The organism is Roseiarcus sp., from assembly GCF_052145395.1.
Lineage (GTDB): Bacteria > Pseudomonadota > Alphaproteobacteria > Rhizobiales > Beijerinckiaceae > Roseiarcus.
This window is the reverse complement of sequence record NZ_JBKQOT010000360.1, coordinates 1-15765: the sequence shown is the minus strand read 5'-3', so window position 1 is coordinate 15765 and position 15765 is coordinate 1. Positions and strand designations below refer to the sequence as shown.

General features: G+C 66.3%; 12 protein-coding genes. 6 read left to right on the top strand and 6 right to left on the bottom strand.

The window, feature by feature from the left end:
• Window positions 1-286 precede the first annotated feature (286 nt).
• Both ACLP25_RS12140 and ACLP25_RS12135 read right to left on the bottom strand, forming a co-directional pair.
• Window positions 287-1648 carry an MFS transporter gene (locus ACLP25_RS12140; protein ID WP_442469451.1) on the bottom strand — a complete coding sequence of 454 codons (1362 nt, stop codon included), beginning with the start codon at window positions 1646-1648 and terminating at the stop codon, window positions 287-289.
• A gap of 72 nt (window positions 1649-1720) precedes the next feature.
• The gene (locus ACLP25_RS12135) at window positions 1721-3346 is read right to left on the bottom strand and encodes a phytoene desaturase family protein (protein ID WP_442469450.1); all 1626 of its coding nucleotides are present in this window, start codon (window positions 3344-3346) and stop codon (window positions 1721-1723) included.
• A gap of 138 nt (window positions 3347-3484) precedes the next feature.
• Here ACLP25_RS12135 and ACLP25_RS12130 point away from each other — a divergent pair, with 138 nt between their 5' ends.
• Window positions 3485-3916, top strand: coding sequence for a leucine-rich repeat domain-containing protein (locus ACLP25_RS12130; protein WP_442469449.1), 432 nt, complete (start codon window positions 3485-3487; stop codon window positions 3914-3916).
• A gap of 70 nt (window positions 3917-3986) precedes the next feature.
• Here the strand turns inward: ACLP25_RS12130 and amaB are convergent, their stop codons facing one another.
• Window positions 3987-5489: an L-piperidine-6-carboxylate dehydrogenase gene (gene amaB, locus ACLP25_RS12125; protein WP_442469448.1), complete on the bottom strand. Its 1503-nt coding sequence runs from the start codon at window positions 5487-5489 to the stop codon at window positions 3987-3989.
• Between the two features lie 267 nt (window positions 5490-5756).
• Here amaB and epsI point away from each other — a divergent pair, with 267 nt between their 5' ends.
• Complete coding sequence (epsI, locus tag ACLP25_RS12120; RefSeq protein ID WP_442469447.1) at window positions 5757-6449, top strand: exosortase-associated protein EpsI, B-type; 693 nt, start codon at window positions 5757-5759, stop codon at window positions 6447-6449.
• Window positions 6450-6610: 161 nt separating this feature from the next.
• On the opposite strand, the gene ACLP25_RS12115 is transcribed toward epsI, so the two are convergent.
• From ACLP25_RS12115 to ACLP25_RS12105, 3 genes are read right to left on the bottom strand one after another with little or no spacing between them, the layout of a single operon-like run.
• Window positions 6611-7894 carry a c-type cytochrome gene (locus ACLP25_RS12115; protein ID WP_442469446.1) on the bottom strand — a complete coding sequence of 428 codons (1284 nt, stop codon included), beginning with the start codon at window positions 7892-7894 and terminating at the stop codon, window positions 6611-6613.
• The gene (locus ACLP25_RS12110) at window positions 7887-9665 is read right to left on the bottom strand and encodes a GMC family oxidoreductase (RefSeq protein ID WP_442469445.1); all 1779 of its coding nucleotides are present in this window, start codon (window positions 9663-9665) and stop codon (window positions 7887-7889) included. Before ACLP25_RS12110 ends, ACLP25_RS12115 begins: the two co-directional genes overlap by 8 nt.
• A gap of 9 nt (window positions 9666-9674) precedes the next feature.
• Window positions 9675-10400: a gluconate 2-dehydrogenase subunit 3 family protein gene (locus tag ACLP25_RS12105; RefSeq protein WP_442469444.1), complete on the bottom strand. Its 726-nt coding sequence runs from the start codon at window positions 10398-10400 to the stop codon at window positions 9675-9677.
• Window positions 10401-10889: 489 nt separating this feature from the next.
• On the opposite strand from ACLP25_RS12105, the gene ACLP25_RS12100 reads away from it, so the two are divergent.
• The 4 genes from ACLP25_RS12100 to ACLP25_RS12085 form a co-directional block, all read left to right on the top strand.
• On the top strand, window positions 10890-12500 hold the full coding sequence (locus tag ACLP25_RS12100; protein ID WP_442469443.1) for an acyl-CoA carboxylase subunit beta: 1611 nt from the start codon (window positions 10890-10892) through the stop codon (window positions 12498-12500).
• 1 nt (window position 12501) lies between these two features.
• Window positions 12502-13299, top strand: a complete 798-nt coding sequence (locus ACLP25_RS12095; protein ID WP_442469442.1) for an enoyl-CoA hydratase/isomerase family protein — start codon at window positions 12502-12504, stop codon at window positions 13297-13299.
• Window positions 13296-15233, top strand: coding sequence for an ATP-binding protein (locus tag ACLP25_RS12090; RefSeq protein WP_442469441.1), 1938 nt, complete (start codon window positions 13296-13298; stop codon window positions 15231-15233). Before ACLP25_RS12095 ends, ACLP25_RS12090 begins: the two co-directional genes overlap by 4 nt.
• 1 nt (window position 15234) lies before the next feature.
• Window positions 15235-15765: 3-keto-5-aminohexanoate cleavage protein (locus ACLP25_RS12085; protein ID WP_442469440.1), on the top strand; the 531-nt coding region annotated here is incomplete at its 3' end.

The following is a 15765-nucleotide window of genomic DNA, read 5'->3' as shown; positions in this document are numbered from 1 at the left end:
TTCGAAAGGTTCGGTCCGGCGGCCATGGACCCAGAGATTCAGATTCGCCGCCCGCCCGCCAGACCCTACAAACCGCGTGAGTCAATTCGCCGCAGTGTTCACAGGGCCTGAGCAATTACCCGGCGGCCCCCACAGAAAGAAAGCGGGTCGCAGTTTCGTGATTTTCTTCGTATTTTTTTGTCGGAGCGCAGGCGGCAGAGATGCATTCCCACCCGGATTTGTGTCCTTGCTCGTGAAGCAAGTCGCTTCCTGAGGCAGAGTCCATTTCGGGACCGGACGCCTCGTGTCAAGCCCTGCGGAGCGCGCTCGCGCAGGCGCCGAGGAGCGTCATCCCGGTGGCTGTCCAGAGCGCGATCGACGTGGCGTGCTCCGGGGCGCGCCCGAAGGCGACGGCCATCAGCGCGGTTCCGAACGACTGTCCGATAAGGCGGCCGGCCGACTGAAGGCCGGCCGCGCCGCCGCTGCGGTCGGGCGGCGCGCTGCCGATGATCATCCGGTTGTTCGGCGATTGAAAGAAACCGAATCCAAGTCCGCAGATCGCAAGCCGCCAGACCAGCGAGGCCCCGTCCGCATTGCCAACGTTGAGAGCGACAAGCGCGAGGCCTGCGCCCATCACCATGAGCCCGGCGCCGCCAAGCAGGCCCGGAGCGAACCGGTCGGCGAGGCGCCCGGAGATCGGGGCGATCAGCGCGGTCGCGACCGGCCAGGGCGTCATCAGCAGGCCGGTGGCGGTCTCCGAACGGCCCAGCGTGTCCTCGAAGTAGAACGGCAACGCCACCAGCGCGAGGCTCTGCGCAGCGAACGACAAGATGGAGGTCGCAAGCGAAAGAGCGAAGATCGGCCGCCTCAGGAGATCGACCGGCAGGAGCGGAGCGGCCTGACTTAGCTGCCTCTGGACGAACAGCGCGCCGAAAGCCGCGGCGGCGATCAACTCGCCGGCCGCGACGCCGGCGGTCTGATTCTGGCCAAGGCCGTCGACGCCGGCGATCAGAAGGCCGAAGGTCAGGATGTTGAGCGCGACGCTCATCGAATCGAGGCTACGCTTCGAGCGCGGCGTGTCGGGGAGAGTGCGCACCGCGAGGTAAAGGGCGACGACGCCGATCGGGACGTTGATGAGGAACAGCCATCGCCACGAAGCCACCGAAAGGATCGCGGCCGCCACGGTCGGACTTCCGGCCGATGAGACCGCGACGACGACCGCCACGTTGCCGACCCCTTGGCCCAGCTTCGACGATGGATAGATGAACCGGACGAGAGCGATGTTGACGCTCATGATCCCCGCCGCGCCCAGGCCCTGCACGGCGCGCGCGGCCGTGAGAACCGGCAGGGACGGCGCGAGCGCGCAGGCGAGCGAAGCCAAAGTGAAGAGCGCAAGACCCGGCGTGTAGACGCGGCGGTAGCCGATCGTGTCGCCAAGCGCCGAAAGCGGCAAAAGCGACACCGTGACCGCAAGCAGGAACGCGTTGACGATCCAGATCGAGGCCGCCGGGGCGACGGCGAGGTCGTGCGCCATCGTGGGCAGGGCGACATTGACGATGCTTCCGTCGAGCACCGACATGGCGATCGCCATGGCGAGCGTCAGAAACGCAAGCAGCCGCTGGGGGATCGGGAGGCCCGGGTGCTCGGGCCGACCTTCGAGGGACGCCATGGACGGGAGGGGAAAAATTTGAGAGTTACCCCCGCATAGCCGATATTCGGCCATGGCCTCAACGGCGCACCGTCAACCGCGGAGCCGACGGCGGCGAAAGTCCTTCACGATCTCGCGAGCGGCGTTTCGTCCCGGCAGCCCGCTGACCCCGCCGCCCGGATGGGCGGACGAACCGCACATGTAGAGTCCTGGAACCGGGGAACGGTAATCGGCGTGCCCCAGCGCCGGCCGGGCGGAATAGAGCTGGTCGAGCGACAGGCAACCGTGGAAGATGTCGCCGCCGACGAGGCCGAAGTCGCGCTCGAGGTCGAGCGGCGAGAGAATTTTTCGTGCGATGACGGACGCCTTGAAGCCGGGCGCATAAGCCTCCACGGCGTCGACCATGAGGTCGGCGACGGCTTCGCGCGCGTCGTCCCAGGTCCGCTCGCCCGGCAGCCGGGGCGCGACGTGCTGGCAGAATAGCGAGGCGACATGGCGGCCTGGGGGGCTGAGCGAATCGTCGATGACCGAGGGGATCAGCAGTTCGATGATCGGCGCCGCCGACCATCCGGTAAGGCGCGCGTCGAAAAAGGCGCGCTCCATGTAGCCGAGGCTCGGCGCGATCACGATTCCTGACCCGTGGTGCTCGGTCGCGTCGCGCCCCGGAAGGCAGGCGAAGCTCGGAAGTTCGGCGAGCGCGACGTTCATGCGGAAGACGCCCGAGGCGCTGCGCCAAGAGGCGATGCGCGCCCGAAAGTCCTCGGGGAGCGCCGCCGGATCGACAAGTTTTTCGAAGGTCAGCTTGGGATGAAGGCTGGAGACAATAGCGCGCGCGTCGAAGCGCTCGCCTTTTTCGGTGACGGCGCATGCGGCGCGGCCGTTGCGAGTCACGATCTCGGCAACGCCGGCGCCGGTCCGGATCTCGACGCCGCGCTCTTTGCACGCGCGCGCCATCGCCTGCGTGATGGCGCCCATGCCTCCAATCGCATGGCCCCAGGCGCCCTTGCGGCCGTTGACCTCGCCGAAACAGTGATGCAGGAGCACGTAGGCCGTTCCGGCGGCGTAGGGGCTCGCATAGGTTCCGACGATCCCGTCGAAGCCGAGGATGGCCTTGATGGGGTCGCTCTCGAACCATCGGTCGAGGATGTCGCCAGCCGAGCGGGTGAAGAACTCGACAAGGTCGCGCTGACCTTCGATCCCGAGCGGCCGAAGCCGTTTCGCCGCGCGCGCCGTCGCGACAAGTTCGCCAAGGCTCGCCGCGAGGCCGCGCCCTGTCGTGACGTTCGGCGGCGTTTCGAGCGCGATCGCACGGAGGACGTCGGAGAGACGTTCGAGCTTCGCCTCGTAAGCGTCGAGCCGATCGGCGTCACGAGTCGAAAACTTGGCGACCTCGGCCCTGGTGCGTCCGGCGCCGACCTTCAGAAAGCGGCCGTCGGGAAACGGCAGGAAATTGGACAGCGGTCGCTCGACGATCCTCAGCCCGTGCCGCGGAAGGTCGAGGTCGCGAATGATCGCCGCATTGAGGAGGGACACCGCGTAGGCCGCGACCGAGTTGCGGAAGCCGGGATGGAATTCCTCCGTCGCCGCCGCGCCTCCGACGACGGCGCGACGCTCCAGCACCGTGACTTTCAGCCCCGCTGCGGCGCAATAGGCCGCGGCGACCAGTCCGTTGTGGCCGCCTCCGACGATCACGACGTCGCGCGTCTTGCTATCCGCCATCAGCCAATCCAAGCGCTGCGCGGCGCCGGAGGCGCGCGACGTCCGGTCGCGTTGGCGAGGGGGACGTTTCGTGTTCTGATTGTCGACCGAAGACAGGGCGCCGCGCTTGGCGACCGGAAGCCAACACGAGGGGCTGCAATGTCGGGATTGACGCTAACCAAAGACGTGCTCACGGACTTCGGATACAACAGAGGGAGCGAAGAGGTCGACCTGTCCAACAGCAACATCAGCGACATCGATATCGACGCCTTTGAAGAGTATGAGCAGGTGAAGAAAGTCAACCTCTCTGGCAATCAGATCGAGTTCGTGGACCGCGGCACTTTCGCGCAAAACGCGAAGCTGACCGATCTCATCCTCGCCAACAACAAGCTGCGCTCGTTCAGCGCGGAGGTTTTCGGCGCTGAGTCCAGCGTCGAGAATCTCGATTTGTCGGGAAATCCACTCGAGACCTTCGACGTTTCGCTGACCGAAAAACTGTGCCTCCAGAGCCTCAACCTGGAGAACACCGGCGTCGCAAGCCGCGTCCAGCTGAAGCGGGTCGGACGCGGCCTGCACGCCACCTGGGTGTAGCGGCAGTCTTTCTCCCCTTGCGGCGGGCGCCCCTGACCCACTCCTTGCTTTTTTCTAGGGGGTCTTCGCCTCAGACGTCGAACCTGACCCCCTGGGCAAGCGGCAGCTGGGCGGAATAGTTCACCGTGCTCGTCTGCCGGCGCATGTAGCTCTTCCAGGCGTCCGAGCCGCTCTCGCGCCCGCCGCCTGTCTCCTTTTCTCCGCCGAAGGCGCCGCCGATCTCGGCCCCCGAGGGACCGATATTGACGTTGGCGATGCCGCAATCCGAGCCCGCCGCCGAAAGGAACGTCTCGGCCTCCCGCACGTCGAGCGTGAAAATGCAAGACGACAGCCCCTGGGGGACGTCGTTCTGGAGCGCGATCGCCTCATCGAGCGTGTCGTAGCCGAGCGTGTATAGGATCGGCGCGAACGTCTCCTCGCGCACGATCGGGCTCTGGCCCGGCATCTCGGCGATCGCGGGTCTTACATAAGCGCCGCCGTCCGGAACCCCCGAGACGGCCGCCCCGCCGCCGTGGACACGGCCGCCCTCGTCTATGGCCCGCGCGAGCGCCGCCGCCATGCGCTCGCGCGCGGCGTGGTCGATGAGCGGTCCGACCAGCGTGCCGGGCTCGCGCGGGTCGCCGATCGACAGGCTGGAATAGGCCTTGACGAGCCGATGCGTCAGTTCGTCGCGGATCGAGCAATGGACGATGAGCCTTCTGAGCGAGGTGCACCGCTGGCCGGCGGTGCCGACGGCGGAGAACAGAATTGCGCGCACCGCCATGTCGAGATCGGCGGAGGGAGCGACGATCATCGCGTTGTTGCCGCCGAGTTCGAGAATAGGCCGGCCGAAGCGGGCGGCCACTTTCGGGCCGACGATTGCGCCCATCCGGGTCGAGCCGGTCGCCGAGACGATCGGAACATCCCTGGAGGCGACCAGCGCCTCGCCGATCGCCGCCCCCCCGACGACGATCTGAGCAAGTCCTTCCGGCGCGTCAGCGCCGAAGCGCGTCAGCGCCCGCTGGAAAACCTTCATCGCAGCCAGCGCGCTGAGCGGCGTCTTTTCGGAGGGCTTCCAGATGACCGGGTCTCCGCAGACGAGCGCCAGCGCCGCATTCCACGCCCAGACCGCGACCGGAAAGTTGAAGGCCGAGATGACCGCGCAGGGGCCGAGCGGATGCCACGTCTCCATCATGCGATGGCCGGGCCGCTCCGAGGCGATGGTGAGACCGTAAATCTGGCGCGACAGCCCGACCGCGAAGTCGCAAATGTCGATCATCTCTTGCACTTCGCCAAGCCCCTCGGAGACGATCTTGCCCGCTTCCAGGGTGACGACAGCGCCCAGGGCTTGCTTGGCGGCGCGCAGTTCCTCGCCGAACAGCCGGACGAGTTCGCCCCGGCGAGGCGCAGGAACCTCGTGCCACTCGAAGAAGGCGGCCCGCGCGCGCGCAATCACCGCCTGCATGTCCGATACGGGCGTTTCGGTCACGCGCGCGATTTCGGCGCCGTCGATCGGCGAGCGGACCGTCAGCGCGCCGCCGGAGAGCTCCTCTCGGGAGAAGCCCGCGCGTTCGAGAACCTCATGGGCAGTCATCGGTCGATCCTTGCTCGGCGGCCGGGGGCTCGCCGTCTGGCGCGGCGGCGTCGAACTTCGAGCGCAAAATGCGGCCCGGGGCAAGACCCTCGGGCCGCGCGGCGAGGCCGGACCCGATGACGGGGATCGGCGCCGCAAATTGGCCTGAGCCGGTCGTTATGTTGACTGCAGGATTCCCAAAAGCTATTCGTGCGACGCTTTGCAGCGCCGGGGGCGGACCATGTATCCTGGGATACGCGGCTGGTTCGGCAGGATACGGATTGCAACATGAATCGTTCGGTTAATGTGGTGCTTGCGAGCGTGGCGATGGTCGCAGCGGCGTTGCTTGCCTATGTGCTGACGCCACATCGCCTGATGGCGCGCACGCATGACGTGTTCGATATCGACGCCCGTGTTCCGCACGCGTTCGGCGAATGGGCGGCCTTGCCGGGACTACAGGCGATCAAGCCTCCACCGGACGGACTCGAGGCCGAGATCTACAATCAGGAAGTGGCGCGCGCCTATGTCGATAAGGAAGGGCACGCCGTCATGCTGATGATCGCGTATGGCGAGAGCCAGAGCGATCGTTTGCAGCTCCACCACCCCGAGGTCTGCTACACGGCTCAGGGCTTCCGCGTGACAAAGCCGGTCACCACGAATTTCAACTGGTCGCCGACAGCGAAGCCGGTCTCGGTCACGCGTCTCGTCGCGACCCGGGAAGGGCGGATCGAGCCGATCAGCTACTGGATGCGAATCGGTTACGACGTCACGAACAGCAACTGGGCGCGCAACGCGCTGAAGCTCCAATACGGCCTCCGGGGATGGATTCCCGACGGCGCCCTGTTCCGGGTATCCACGCTCGGGGTCCCGGAGGACATCAGCGCGCAAGTGCAGGAGAAATTCATCCGCGACCTGCTGAACTCTGTGCCGCCGGACACCCGCGCTTTCATGATCGGCGATCCCTCGAAGGCTCTGTTGTAGGCGGCGGATCGGACCTCGAGGCCGAGCGGCGCGACGGATCCAAGAGCCTCCCGAACACGACATCGCGACCCGGCTGGTGGGGGAGCGGCTTCGCGGCGTCCTTGTATTGCAGGCTGGCGCACTCGGCTCATGGCCGAGGTCTACAATCATTTGAAGCCTGACTACGGGCTCGCGCTTCCCAAGACGGCGGCGCGCTCGCTTTTGACCTGGTCCTCGGTGACCGCGGGCGCAGCCGCGCCCCAGCTATTGCGGACATAGGTCAGCACCGCGGCGATCTCCGCGTCGCTCAGCTTCCAGGCGAACCATGGCATGCCTGGACCCGTCGGCTCGCCGGAGGTCGCAACGCTGCGCGCGCCCTCCATGAGGACGCGGATGAGACTTGTCGGATCGGTGGAACGAACGTTCGGAGATCCTTCAAGCGACGGGAAAAGAAACGGGACGCCCTTCCCGTCCATGCCATGGCAAGCCGAGCATTCATCGACGTAGATCGCGCCGCCGGCGACCATCGTCGGATCGGAAGCGGAAACCGCCGGCGACGAACTCGCCTGACCAGGCAGGTCTTTCAGATAAGTGGCGATGGATTTGAGATCGGCGTCTGTCATCTGCGAACTCGACAGCGATATTTCCTCCGCCATGATTCCAGTCGCGGCGGTAGTCGCGTTATGGCCCGCCTTCAAGTAGGACACGATGTCGGCGACGCTCCACCCGCCGAGCCCCCTCTCGTTGTCATTGGTGATGTTGGGCGCGAACCATCCCTGCAGCGTGTAACCCTGAAAAGCGTGCTTCAGGTCGTCCCCGCCAAGCGTCGTCTTGGGCGTGTGGCACGCGCCGCAATGTCCCAGACCCTCGACAAGGTAGGCCCCGCGATTCCATTCGGCGGATTTCGCGAGGTCCGTTTTAAATTCGCCGCTCTTGAAATAGAGCGAGTTCCAGACTTTCATTTCCTCACGAACGTCGAAAGGGAAAGGCAACTTGTTAGAAACGACGGCCTTGTGAACCGGCTTCACCGTGTTGAGGTAGGCGCGAATAGCGAGCGCGTCGCGTTCTGTCACTTTCGTATAGTAGGGATAGGGCATCGCCGGGTAGAGCAGCGTTCCTCCATGCCCTACGCCCTCGCGCAGCGCACTCAAAAAAAGCTCGTCGCTCCACGCGCCGATCCCCGTCTCGCGATCGGGCGTGATGTTCGCCGCCACCACGATGCCGAACGGAGTCTCGATCGGGTGCCCGCCGGCGAAAGGCTCGCCTGAGCCAGGCACAGTGTGACAGCTCGCACAGTCGCCCGCGACCGCCAGATACCGCCCTCGCTCGATCTGAACGAAGTTCTGCGGGTCCAAGCTCGTGCCCTGCAGATCCGTTTGTGCACGGCCGACTGCGACCAGGCTTGAGGCCCCGAGCAACGAGGCGACCGCGACTCTCGCGATCCGGCGTGCGAGTTCCTCAGACATGGACGAGAGGTCCCGGGTTCTTGAGGTATTGATTCCTGATCGCGTCAGCCGACCAGTAGGCGAGCGCCGCGACCGTGCCGGTTGGATTGTAGCCGGCGTTTTGCGGAAAGGCGCTGGCGCCCATGACGAAAAGGTTGGGAACGTCCCAGCTTTGCAGATAGCGGTTGATGGCGCTTGTTGTAGGGTCAGTCCCCATGATTGCGCCGCCGCAGAGATGCGTCGTCTGATACTGTGTGACGTTGTATGGCGCCTTGCGATATTGCTTCACGACCTGCGTGGCGCCCATCGCCTTGATGATTTCGGCGAATTTATCAGTCAGATACGCGTTCTGCTTGATCTCGTTCTCGTGGAAATCGATTGTGATGCGCACGAGCGGTCGGCCGAGATGGTCGCGGTAGAGCGGGTCCAGGTCGAGATAGACGTCGCGATAAGAGTAGAAGCTCCCGTGTACGCCCGTTCCCGGCGTCACCGTACTCAAATAATTGTCGCGCACGGCGCTCTTCCAACCCGCGCCCCAACGGGGCGTACCGGGTGGAACGGGGGTCGTTTGAATTGGGCGCCCATTCGTCTGCACCTCCCCCATGTATCCGCCGCCGACGAAACCGAGCGGACCGTGATCGAAATTGTCGCCGTTGAATTCGTCGATGCACATGCCGATCGAGCCGGAAGCAATGAATGGATTGAAGTTGAATTTATCCTTGTCGAAGAATCCGATTGCTTGGGAGATCGTCTGATGGGCGAAGTTGCGGCCTATCACCCCTTGATTGGCGACCGGATCGTAAGGCTTGCCAATGCCTGACAACAGCAGGAGTTGAACGTTGAAGATGCTGAACGCCGCGAGGATGACGAGGTCCGCCGGCTGTTCCAACTCATCGCCGCTCGTATCGACATAGGTGACGCCCGTAGCCCGTTTGCCGGAGGGGTCAACGTTGATGCGCGTCACTTCGCAATCGGTGCGGTAGGCAAAGTTTGATTTCCTGAGCAGAACAGGAAGAATGGTCGTCTGCGGGCTGGACTTCGAATAGTTTCCGCAGCCGAACCATTCGCAGAAGCCGCAATAGGTGCAGGGTCCGAGCCGGACGCCGAGGGGGTTCAAATAGGCCTGTGACATATTGCCTGATGGCTGTGGAAACGGCTTGTAGCCGAGCTCGCGCGCCGCCTTGGCGAATAGCGTGTAGCTGAAGGGCTGCGCCTGCGGCGGATTGGGGTAGGGCCGCGAGCGCGGCCCCTCGAACGGATTGCCGCCTTCGATAATCTTCCCGTTCAGGTTGCCGGCTTGGCCCGACGTGCCGCAGAGATACTCGAACTGGTCGTAATGTTTCTCAAGATCGTCGTAGGTTACGCCCCAGTCCTGGATCGTCATGTCCTCAGGAAGAAAATTTGCCCCGTACCTTTGCGTCAGATGCGTCTTGAGGACGAAGTCAGAGGGCAGAAAGCGCCATGTCTCCGCGTTCCAGTGTACCCCGCCGCCTCCGACGCCATTCATCGGCATGAACGCGCCCCAAGAGCGGATCGGCAGCGCCTGCTGGTCCATCTTGTTGCGAAAGGTGAAGGTCGTCTGCGCCGGCCGGAGAAACAATTCGCAGCGAAAACGATAGCGTAGCTCGTCCTGGGCGTAGGTTGTCGGAAAGTCGGTCGCGGTGTCCCGCCACGGGCCGCGCTCGATCGCGACGACGTCGAGGCCTTCGTCGGTCAACTCCTGCGCGAGGATCGAGCCCGTCCAGCCGAGGCCGATGATCGCTACGTCCTTGCGGGGAAGCTTGCGCGCCATGGTCCGCCCTCAGGTCTTGCGTGGACTCCAATCCGCTCGTCCCGCGATGCTGACAGGCGGACGGGGGTAGCGTTCGTTATGACGCGGGACCCAGTCGCGGTAATCGTAACGGGCGCCGGGATAGCCGATCATGCGCCAAGAGCACATGTCTCGATTGCCGCCGTAAATCGGGTCGGCGAAAAATCCCTCCTGCACGTTTGTCAGGAGCATGTCGAAGAACGCCTGCCCGTCGACGCCGTCCAGTTTCGCCGCGCCGCTCTCCAAGTCGCCAATTACTGCATCTTTGTCCGCATCGCTGAGGGAGGCGAAGGCGCCTCCCTTCTTCGTCCGGCAATATTGGTCGAGCGCCGCCAGCGCCTTGCGGTATTGGACGGCTGGATCGTCTTCATCCTGCGGGCCCTGCGACGGCGTTCCCTTGATGAACGGCGGGCTGACATAGAGACCGGCCCTGCGCCCGTAGGGACCGGCAAGCTGCCGATCGATGAACACCGCGCATCCGGCGTCTTTGCCGCCGGGAGTATCGGGATCTGGGGGGATGAGGCGATCGGCCAGCGCCTCTACCGCCGCCGCCTCCTGCTCCTCGAAGAAGAGCCACGGTCCGGGTTTGACCGGTCGCGGAGGCGAGCCGGCCTCCGGCCGCCACGGCAGCGACAAAAGCGTCTGCGCGCGAGTCGCCGTCGCGCTGGCAACGAAAGCCGCGGCGCTTCCCAGGAGTTCGCGTCGATGAATCTTCACCACGCCGCCTCCACTCAAAAGGGCGATGAGGGGGCCTCAAGGGCCGCCTGTCGCGCCGTAAATTCGGTCGCTAAAATAGCTCAAATCGTTCGAGGCGAAAAGCACGTAGATCGGCGCCAGTTCCGCCGGCTGACCCGGCCGCCCCAATGAGGTATTCGCGCCGAACGACAGCAGGGCCTTGTGCGGCGACGCTGTCGTTTCGCGTCGCGATGCTTAAGCCATCAACGATATCAACTTTAGCGATGTCCAACAGGGTGAAGGCCCCGTTCTATTGCTTCCACGAGGACGATATGGCGAAGGGTCGGGTCAAAGGGAACAGAAAGACGAAGAAGCCGAAGGCGCGACGGGTCGCGCACAAAGATTCGCCCGTCACGGGCGGACCAGCCTCGAGCCGTTTGACTTCCTCCCTGTTCTCAAGATCTCATGAACGAACATATGTGAACGATCGCGCGCGAAGCGAAGCGCAGGCGACAGGGAGGGAGCAACGGCATGCCGGCGATCGCGTCGAACGTCATCGTCGAAAGCGAGGCGTTTCGCGCCAATCGTCTCGCCTATTTGGAGCTCATCGCCCAATTCCGATCGCTCGAGCGCAAGGTTCGCGCCGCTTCGGCGCGCGCCGACGACAAGTTCCGTTCCCGCGGGCAACTGCCGCCGCGCGAAAGGATCAACTGGCTCGTCGACCGCGACTCGCCCTTTCTCGAGCTCTCGACGCTCTGCGGCCTTGGCATGCACGAGGACGACGGCGTCGACAACGTGTATGGCGGCGGGCTCATCGCCGGCATCGGCGTCGTCTCGGGCGTGCGGTGCCTGATCGCGGCGAACGACTCGGGCATCAAGGGCGGCACCGCGCACCCGATGGGCGTGGAGAAGGCGATCCGCGCCCAGGAGATCGCGCTCCACGAAAAACTGCCCTACGTCCAGCTGGTCGAGAGCGCGGGCGCCAACCTCCTGCTTCAGGCCGAGATGTTCGTGCGCGGCGGCGCGACCTTCGCCAACATGGCGCGCCTGTCGGCGGCCGGGATTCCCGTCATCTCGATCGTGCATGGCTCCTCGACCGCGGGCGGCGCCTATCAGACAGGCCTCGCCGATTACGTCGTCATGGTGCGCGGGCGCTCGAAAGTCTTCCTCGCGGGGCCCCCGCTGCTCAAGGCCGCGACCGGCGAGATCGCCAAGGACGAGGCGCTCGGCGGGGCCGAGCTGCACTGCGTCACGACGGGCCTCGGCGAATACCTCGCCGAGGACGATGCCGACGCCCTGCGCATCGGCCGGGAGGTTCTCGCCCACCTCGGCTGGGGCGGGCCGACACCGCGGCCCCCCGCGCGCGCCCCGCTCTACGATGCGGAGGAGCTGCTCGGCGTCGTGCCGGTCGACTACCGAAAGCCTTACGACGTGCGCGAGGTGATCGCGCGGATCGTTGACGGCTCGGAGTTTCTCGACTTCAAGCCGGGCTACGGCGCCGAAACGGTGTGCGGCCACGCGGCGATCGAGGGCCGTCCCGTCGGCCTGATCGGCAACAACGGCCCGATCGACTCGGCGGGCGCGAGCAAGGCCGGGCAGTTCATCCAGCTCTGCTGCCAGGCGGGCCTGCCGATCGTGTTCCTGCAGAACACGACCGGCTATCTCGTCGGCGTCGCGGCGGAAACCTCGGGCATCGTCAAGCACGGCTCGAAGATGATCCAGGCGGTCACCAATGCGAACGTGCCGAAGCTCACGCTGCAGATCGGCGGCTCGTTCGGGGCCGGGCATTACGGCATGTGCGGGCGCTCTTTCGGCCCGCGCTTTTTGTTCTCCTGGCCGAACGCGCGCTTTGCAGTGATGGGCGGCGAGCAGGCGGCCAAGGTGATGACGATCGTCGCGGAGGACGCGGCGGCCGCGCGGGGGCTGCCGTTCGACGGCGACAAGGTGATGGCGCAAGGGGCGAAGATCGTCGCCGGCTACGACAGGCAGTCCACCGCGCTCTTCGCCACTGCACGCCTGTGGGACGACGGGCTGATCGATCCGCGCGACAGCCGGGCGACGCTCGCCTTCTGCCTCGAGACCTGCGCGGAAAGCGACGCGCGCGTCTTGCGGCCGAACGCGTTCGGCGTGGCGAGGTTCTGACATGGCGCTCGTTCGCACCCGGCAGACGGGCCGCAGCATGGTCCTCACCCTGGCGGACCCCGGCCGCCAGAACGCCCTCTCGGCCGAAATGGTCGCCGACGTCGGGCTCGCTCTCGACGCTGCGCCGCATAACCTCGCCGCGCTGGTCGTCGAGGGCGACGGCGGCGTCTTCAGCGCGGGTGCCGACCTCAAGTCGCTTTCGGCCGCGTTGGCAAAGCCGCCGACGCCGGGCGAGACTGATCCGCTGCAGACGCTCAACGCCGCCGGCGGGCGTTTCTTCGCCCGTTTCGCCGCGTTGCCCTTCGTCACCATCGCGGTCGTCGACGGCGCAGCCGTCGGCGGCGGCATGGGACTCGCCGCTGCGGCCGACGTCGTGGTCGCAACCTCCAAGGCGCGGTTCGCGTTGACTGAGACGAGCCTCGGCCTCCCGCCGGCGCAGATCGCCCTTTACCTCGTCGCCCGTCTCGGCGAGCGGGTGGCGCGGCGACTCGCGCTGACCGGCGCCCGGCTCGACGGCCGCGAGGCCGCCGCGATCGGCCTCGCCGACTTCTTTTGCGAGAGCGAAACGGAGCGCGAGGCGCGAGTCGAAGCGCTCATCGAGGCGATCGAGCGTTGCGCGCCGGGCGCCAACGCCGAGACGAAGCGACTCTTTCGCGCCTGCCGCGCGGAACCGCCGGAGGTTTACATCGAGACCGCGGCGCAAAGTTTCGCCGCGGCCTTGCGCGGACCGGAAGGGCGGGAGGGGCTCGCGGCCTTCGTCGGCAAGCGCGCGCCGTTCTGGGCGAGGGGAGCCAAATGAGCGCGCGGTTTTCCTCCGTCCTCATCGCCAATCGCGGCGAGATCGCCTGCCGGATCCTTCGCGCCGCACGCGCCGAGGGCCTCAGAGCCATTGCGGTCTACAGCGACGCCGACGCCAAAGCGCCGCACGTCCGGCTCGCCGACGCTGCCGTCCGCATCGGCCCGTCGTCGCCGGCTGGGTCCTACCTCTCGATCGGCGCGCTGATTGACGCGGCCAAGGCGACCGGCGCGGAGGCGGTTCATCCGGGTTACGGCTTTCTGGCCGAGAACGCCGATTTTGCCGACGCCTGCGCCACCGTAGGGCTCGTCTTCGTCGGGCCGCCGCCCGCGGCGATCCGCGCCATGGGCGACAAGAGCGCGGCCAAGGCGGCGATGGAGCGCGTCGGCGTCCCTTGCGCGCCCGGCTATCACGGCGACGACCAGAGCCTCGCGCGCTTCGTCCAGGAGGCGGCCCGCGTCGGCTACCCACTGATGGTCAAGGCGACCGCCGGCGGAGGCGGGCGCGGCATGCGCATCGTGCGCGAGCCCGAGGCCGTGGAGGCGGCCATCGCCGCCGCCCGATCCGAGGCCGAAAACGCATTCGGCGACGGGCGTCTCTTGATCGAGCGCGCGCTCCTTGGCGCGCGTCATGTAGAGGTGCAGGTTTTCGGCGACGAATCCGGACATATTGTTCATCTCGGGGAGCGCGATTGCTCGATCCAGCGCCGCCATCAGAAGGTGATCGAGGAGGCGCCGTCGCCCGCGGTCACGCCGGAATTGCGTGAGGCGATGGGGGCTGCGGCGGTCAAGGCCGCTGCGGCCGTCGGCTACGTCGGAGCCGGGACGGTCGAGTTCCTGCTCAACGGTTCAGGCCGCTTCTATTTTCTCGAGATGAACACCCGCATCCAGGTCGAGCATCCGGTGACCGAATGCGTGACGGGCGTCGATCTGGTGCGGCTGCAGTTCCACGTCGCGCAGGGTCGCGCGCTGCCCTTCGCCCAGTCCGACTTGGCGCTCCGCGGACACGCGATCGAGGCGCGGCTCTACGCCGAGGACCCGACGGCCGATTTCCTGCCTTCGATCGGAACGCTGGCGGCATGGCGGCCGGGCTCGGGCGAAGGCGTGCGGATCGACGCCGGCGTCGAGGCCGGCTCGACGGTGACGCCCTTCTACGATTCGATGCTCGCCAAAATCGTCGTCTCCGGCGAGACCCGCGAGGAGGCGCGGCTGCGGCTCCTGCATGCGCTCGAAGCGACCTTTGTCGCAGGGGTCGTCACCAACCGCGATTTTCTGATCGAGGCGCTCAGCCGGCGCGAGTTCGTCGAAGGCGCCGCGACGACCGCTTTCGTCAGCGATGCGCCTTTCGCCCCCGCTCCAGCAAGCCGTTCGGCGATCGCGATTGCGGCGCTGCTCATCGCCGAGCTCGGCGGCCCCCCAGCGCCGACCGCCGGCTGGCGCGCAGCGCCGCTGAGGCTTGCATTCGACGGCGGCGAACGCCGCGTCTCGGTTCGGCGGCAGGGCGAGGAGACCTTCGTCGCCGTCGACAACGAGGACGTCGATTTGAGGTTGATCGAGCGTGGCGAGCGGGACGTTCGCTATGCGATCGACGGCGTCATCAGGCGCGCGGTTCATGCGCGCGACGGCGACGATCTCTGGCTGGACGTCGAAGGCGGCTGCCGGCGCTTCATCGACAAAACCTACGCGCCGCCGCGGCTGAAGGACGCCGAGGCCGACGGCGCCGTGCGCTCGCCGGTCAGCGGCGTCGTCGTCGCCGTGGAGGCGAAGGCCGGCGACGCCGTGCGGCGCGGTCAGGCGCTCGCCACCGTCGAAGCGATGAAGATGCATCATGCGATTCTCGCGCCGATCGACGGCGTGATCGCGGAGGCGCACGCCGTCGCCGGCCGGCAGACGCACGCGCGCGCGCTCCTTTTCGCGATCGCGCCGGAAGGATCCTGACATGGACAAAGCCGTGGTCACCTGCGCGCTCACCGGCGTCCTCACCGACCCTGCCGTCTATCCGGCGCCAGTCACGCCCCAGGAGATGGCGCGCGAAGCCAAACGTGCGGCCGACGCGGGCGCGAGCGTGGTCCATGTCCACTTCCGAAAGCTTGAGCCGGGCAAGGGCCACCTGCCCTCGTGGCAGCCCGAGGTCGCTTGCGCCGTCATCGCGGCCATTCGCGACGCCTGCCCCGACATCATCGTCAATCAGACGACCGGCGTGGTCGGCCCCGACATCTCCGGTCCGCTCGCCTGCCTCGGCGCGGTCCGTCCCGAGATCGCCGCGCTCAACGCCGGCTCGCTGAACTATCTGAAAACCCGCGCCGACGGGACCTGGGCCTGGCCGCCCATGCTGTTCGACAATCCGGTCGAGAAGGTCGCGGCCTTTCTTTCCGTCATGCGCGAATGCGCGATCGAGACGCGGAAAGCGGCCGGCACGGTTACACTCTTCGATGATGGGGATGAGATTCTCCTCAATAAACTGGCGCGT

What these genes read in the sequence shown, in the direction of transcription:
- ACLP25_RS12140 (WP_442469451.1), bottom strand. Translation starts at nt 1,648, where the DNA reads ATGGCGTCCCTCGAAGGTCGGCCCGAGCACCCGGGCCTCCCGATCCCC.
- ACLP25_RS12135 (WP_442469450.1), bottom strand. Translation starts at nt 3,346, where the DNA reads ATGGCGGATAGCAAGACGCGCGACGTCGTGATCGTCGGAGGCGGCCAC.
- ACLP25_RS12130 (WP_442469449.1), top strand. Translation starts at nt 3,485, where the DNA reads ATGTCGGGATTGACGCTAACCAAAGACGTGCTCACGGACTTCGGATAC.
- amaB (WP_442469448.1), bottom strand. Translation starts at nt 5,489, where the DNA reads ATGACTGCCCATGAGGTTCTCGAACGCGCGGGCTTCTCCCGAGAGGAG.
- epsI (WP_442469447.1), top strand. Translation starts at nt 5,757, where the DNA reads ATGAATCGTTCGGTTAATGTGGTGCTTGCGAGCGTGGCGATGGTCGCA.
- ACLP25_RS12115 (WP_442469446.1), bottom strand. Translation starts at nt 7,894, where the DNA reads ATGTCTGAGGAACTCGCACGCCGGATCGCGAGAGTCGCGGTCGCCTCG.
- ACLP25_RS12110 (WP_442469445.1), bottom strand. Translation starts at nt 9,665, where the DNA reads ATGGCGCGCAAGCTTCCCCGCAAGGACGTAGCGATCATCGGCCTCGGC.
- ACLP25_RS12100 (WP_442469443.1), top strand. Translation starts at nt 10,890, where the DNA reads ATGCCGGCGATCGCGTCGAACGTCATCGTCGAAAGCGAGGCGTTTCGC.
- ACLP25_RS12095 (WP_442469442.1), top strand. Translation starts at nt 12,502, where the DNA reads ATGGCGCTCGTTCGCACCCGGCAGACGGGCCGCAGCATGGTCCTCACC.
- ACLP25_RS12090 (WP_442469441.1), top strand. Translation starts at nt 13,296, where the DNA reads ATGAGCGCGCGGTTTTCCTCCGTCCTCATCGCCAATCGCGGCGAGATC.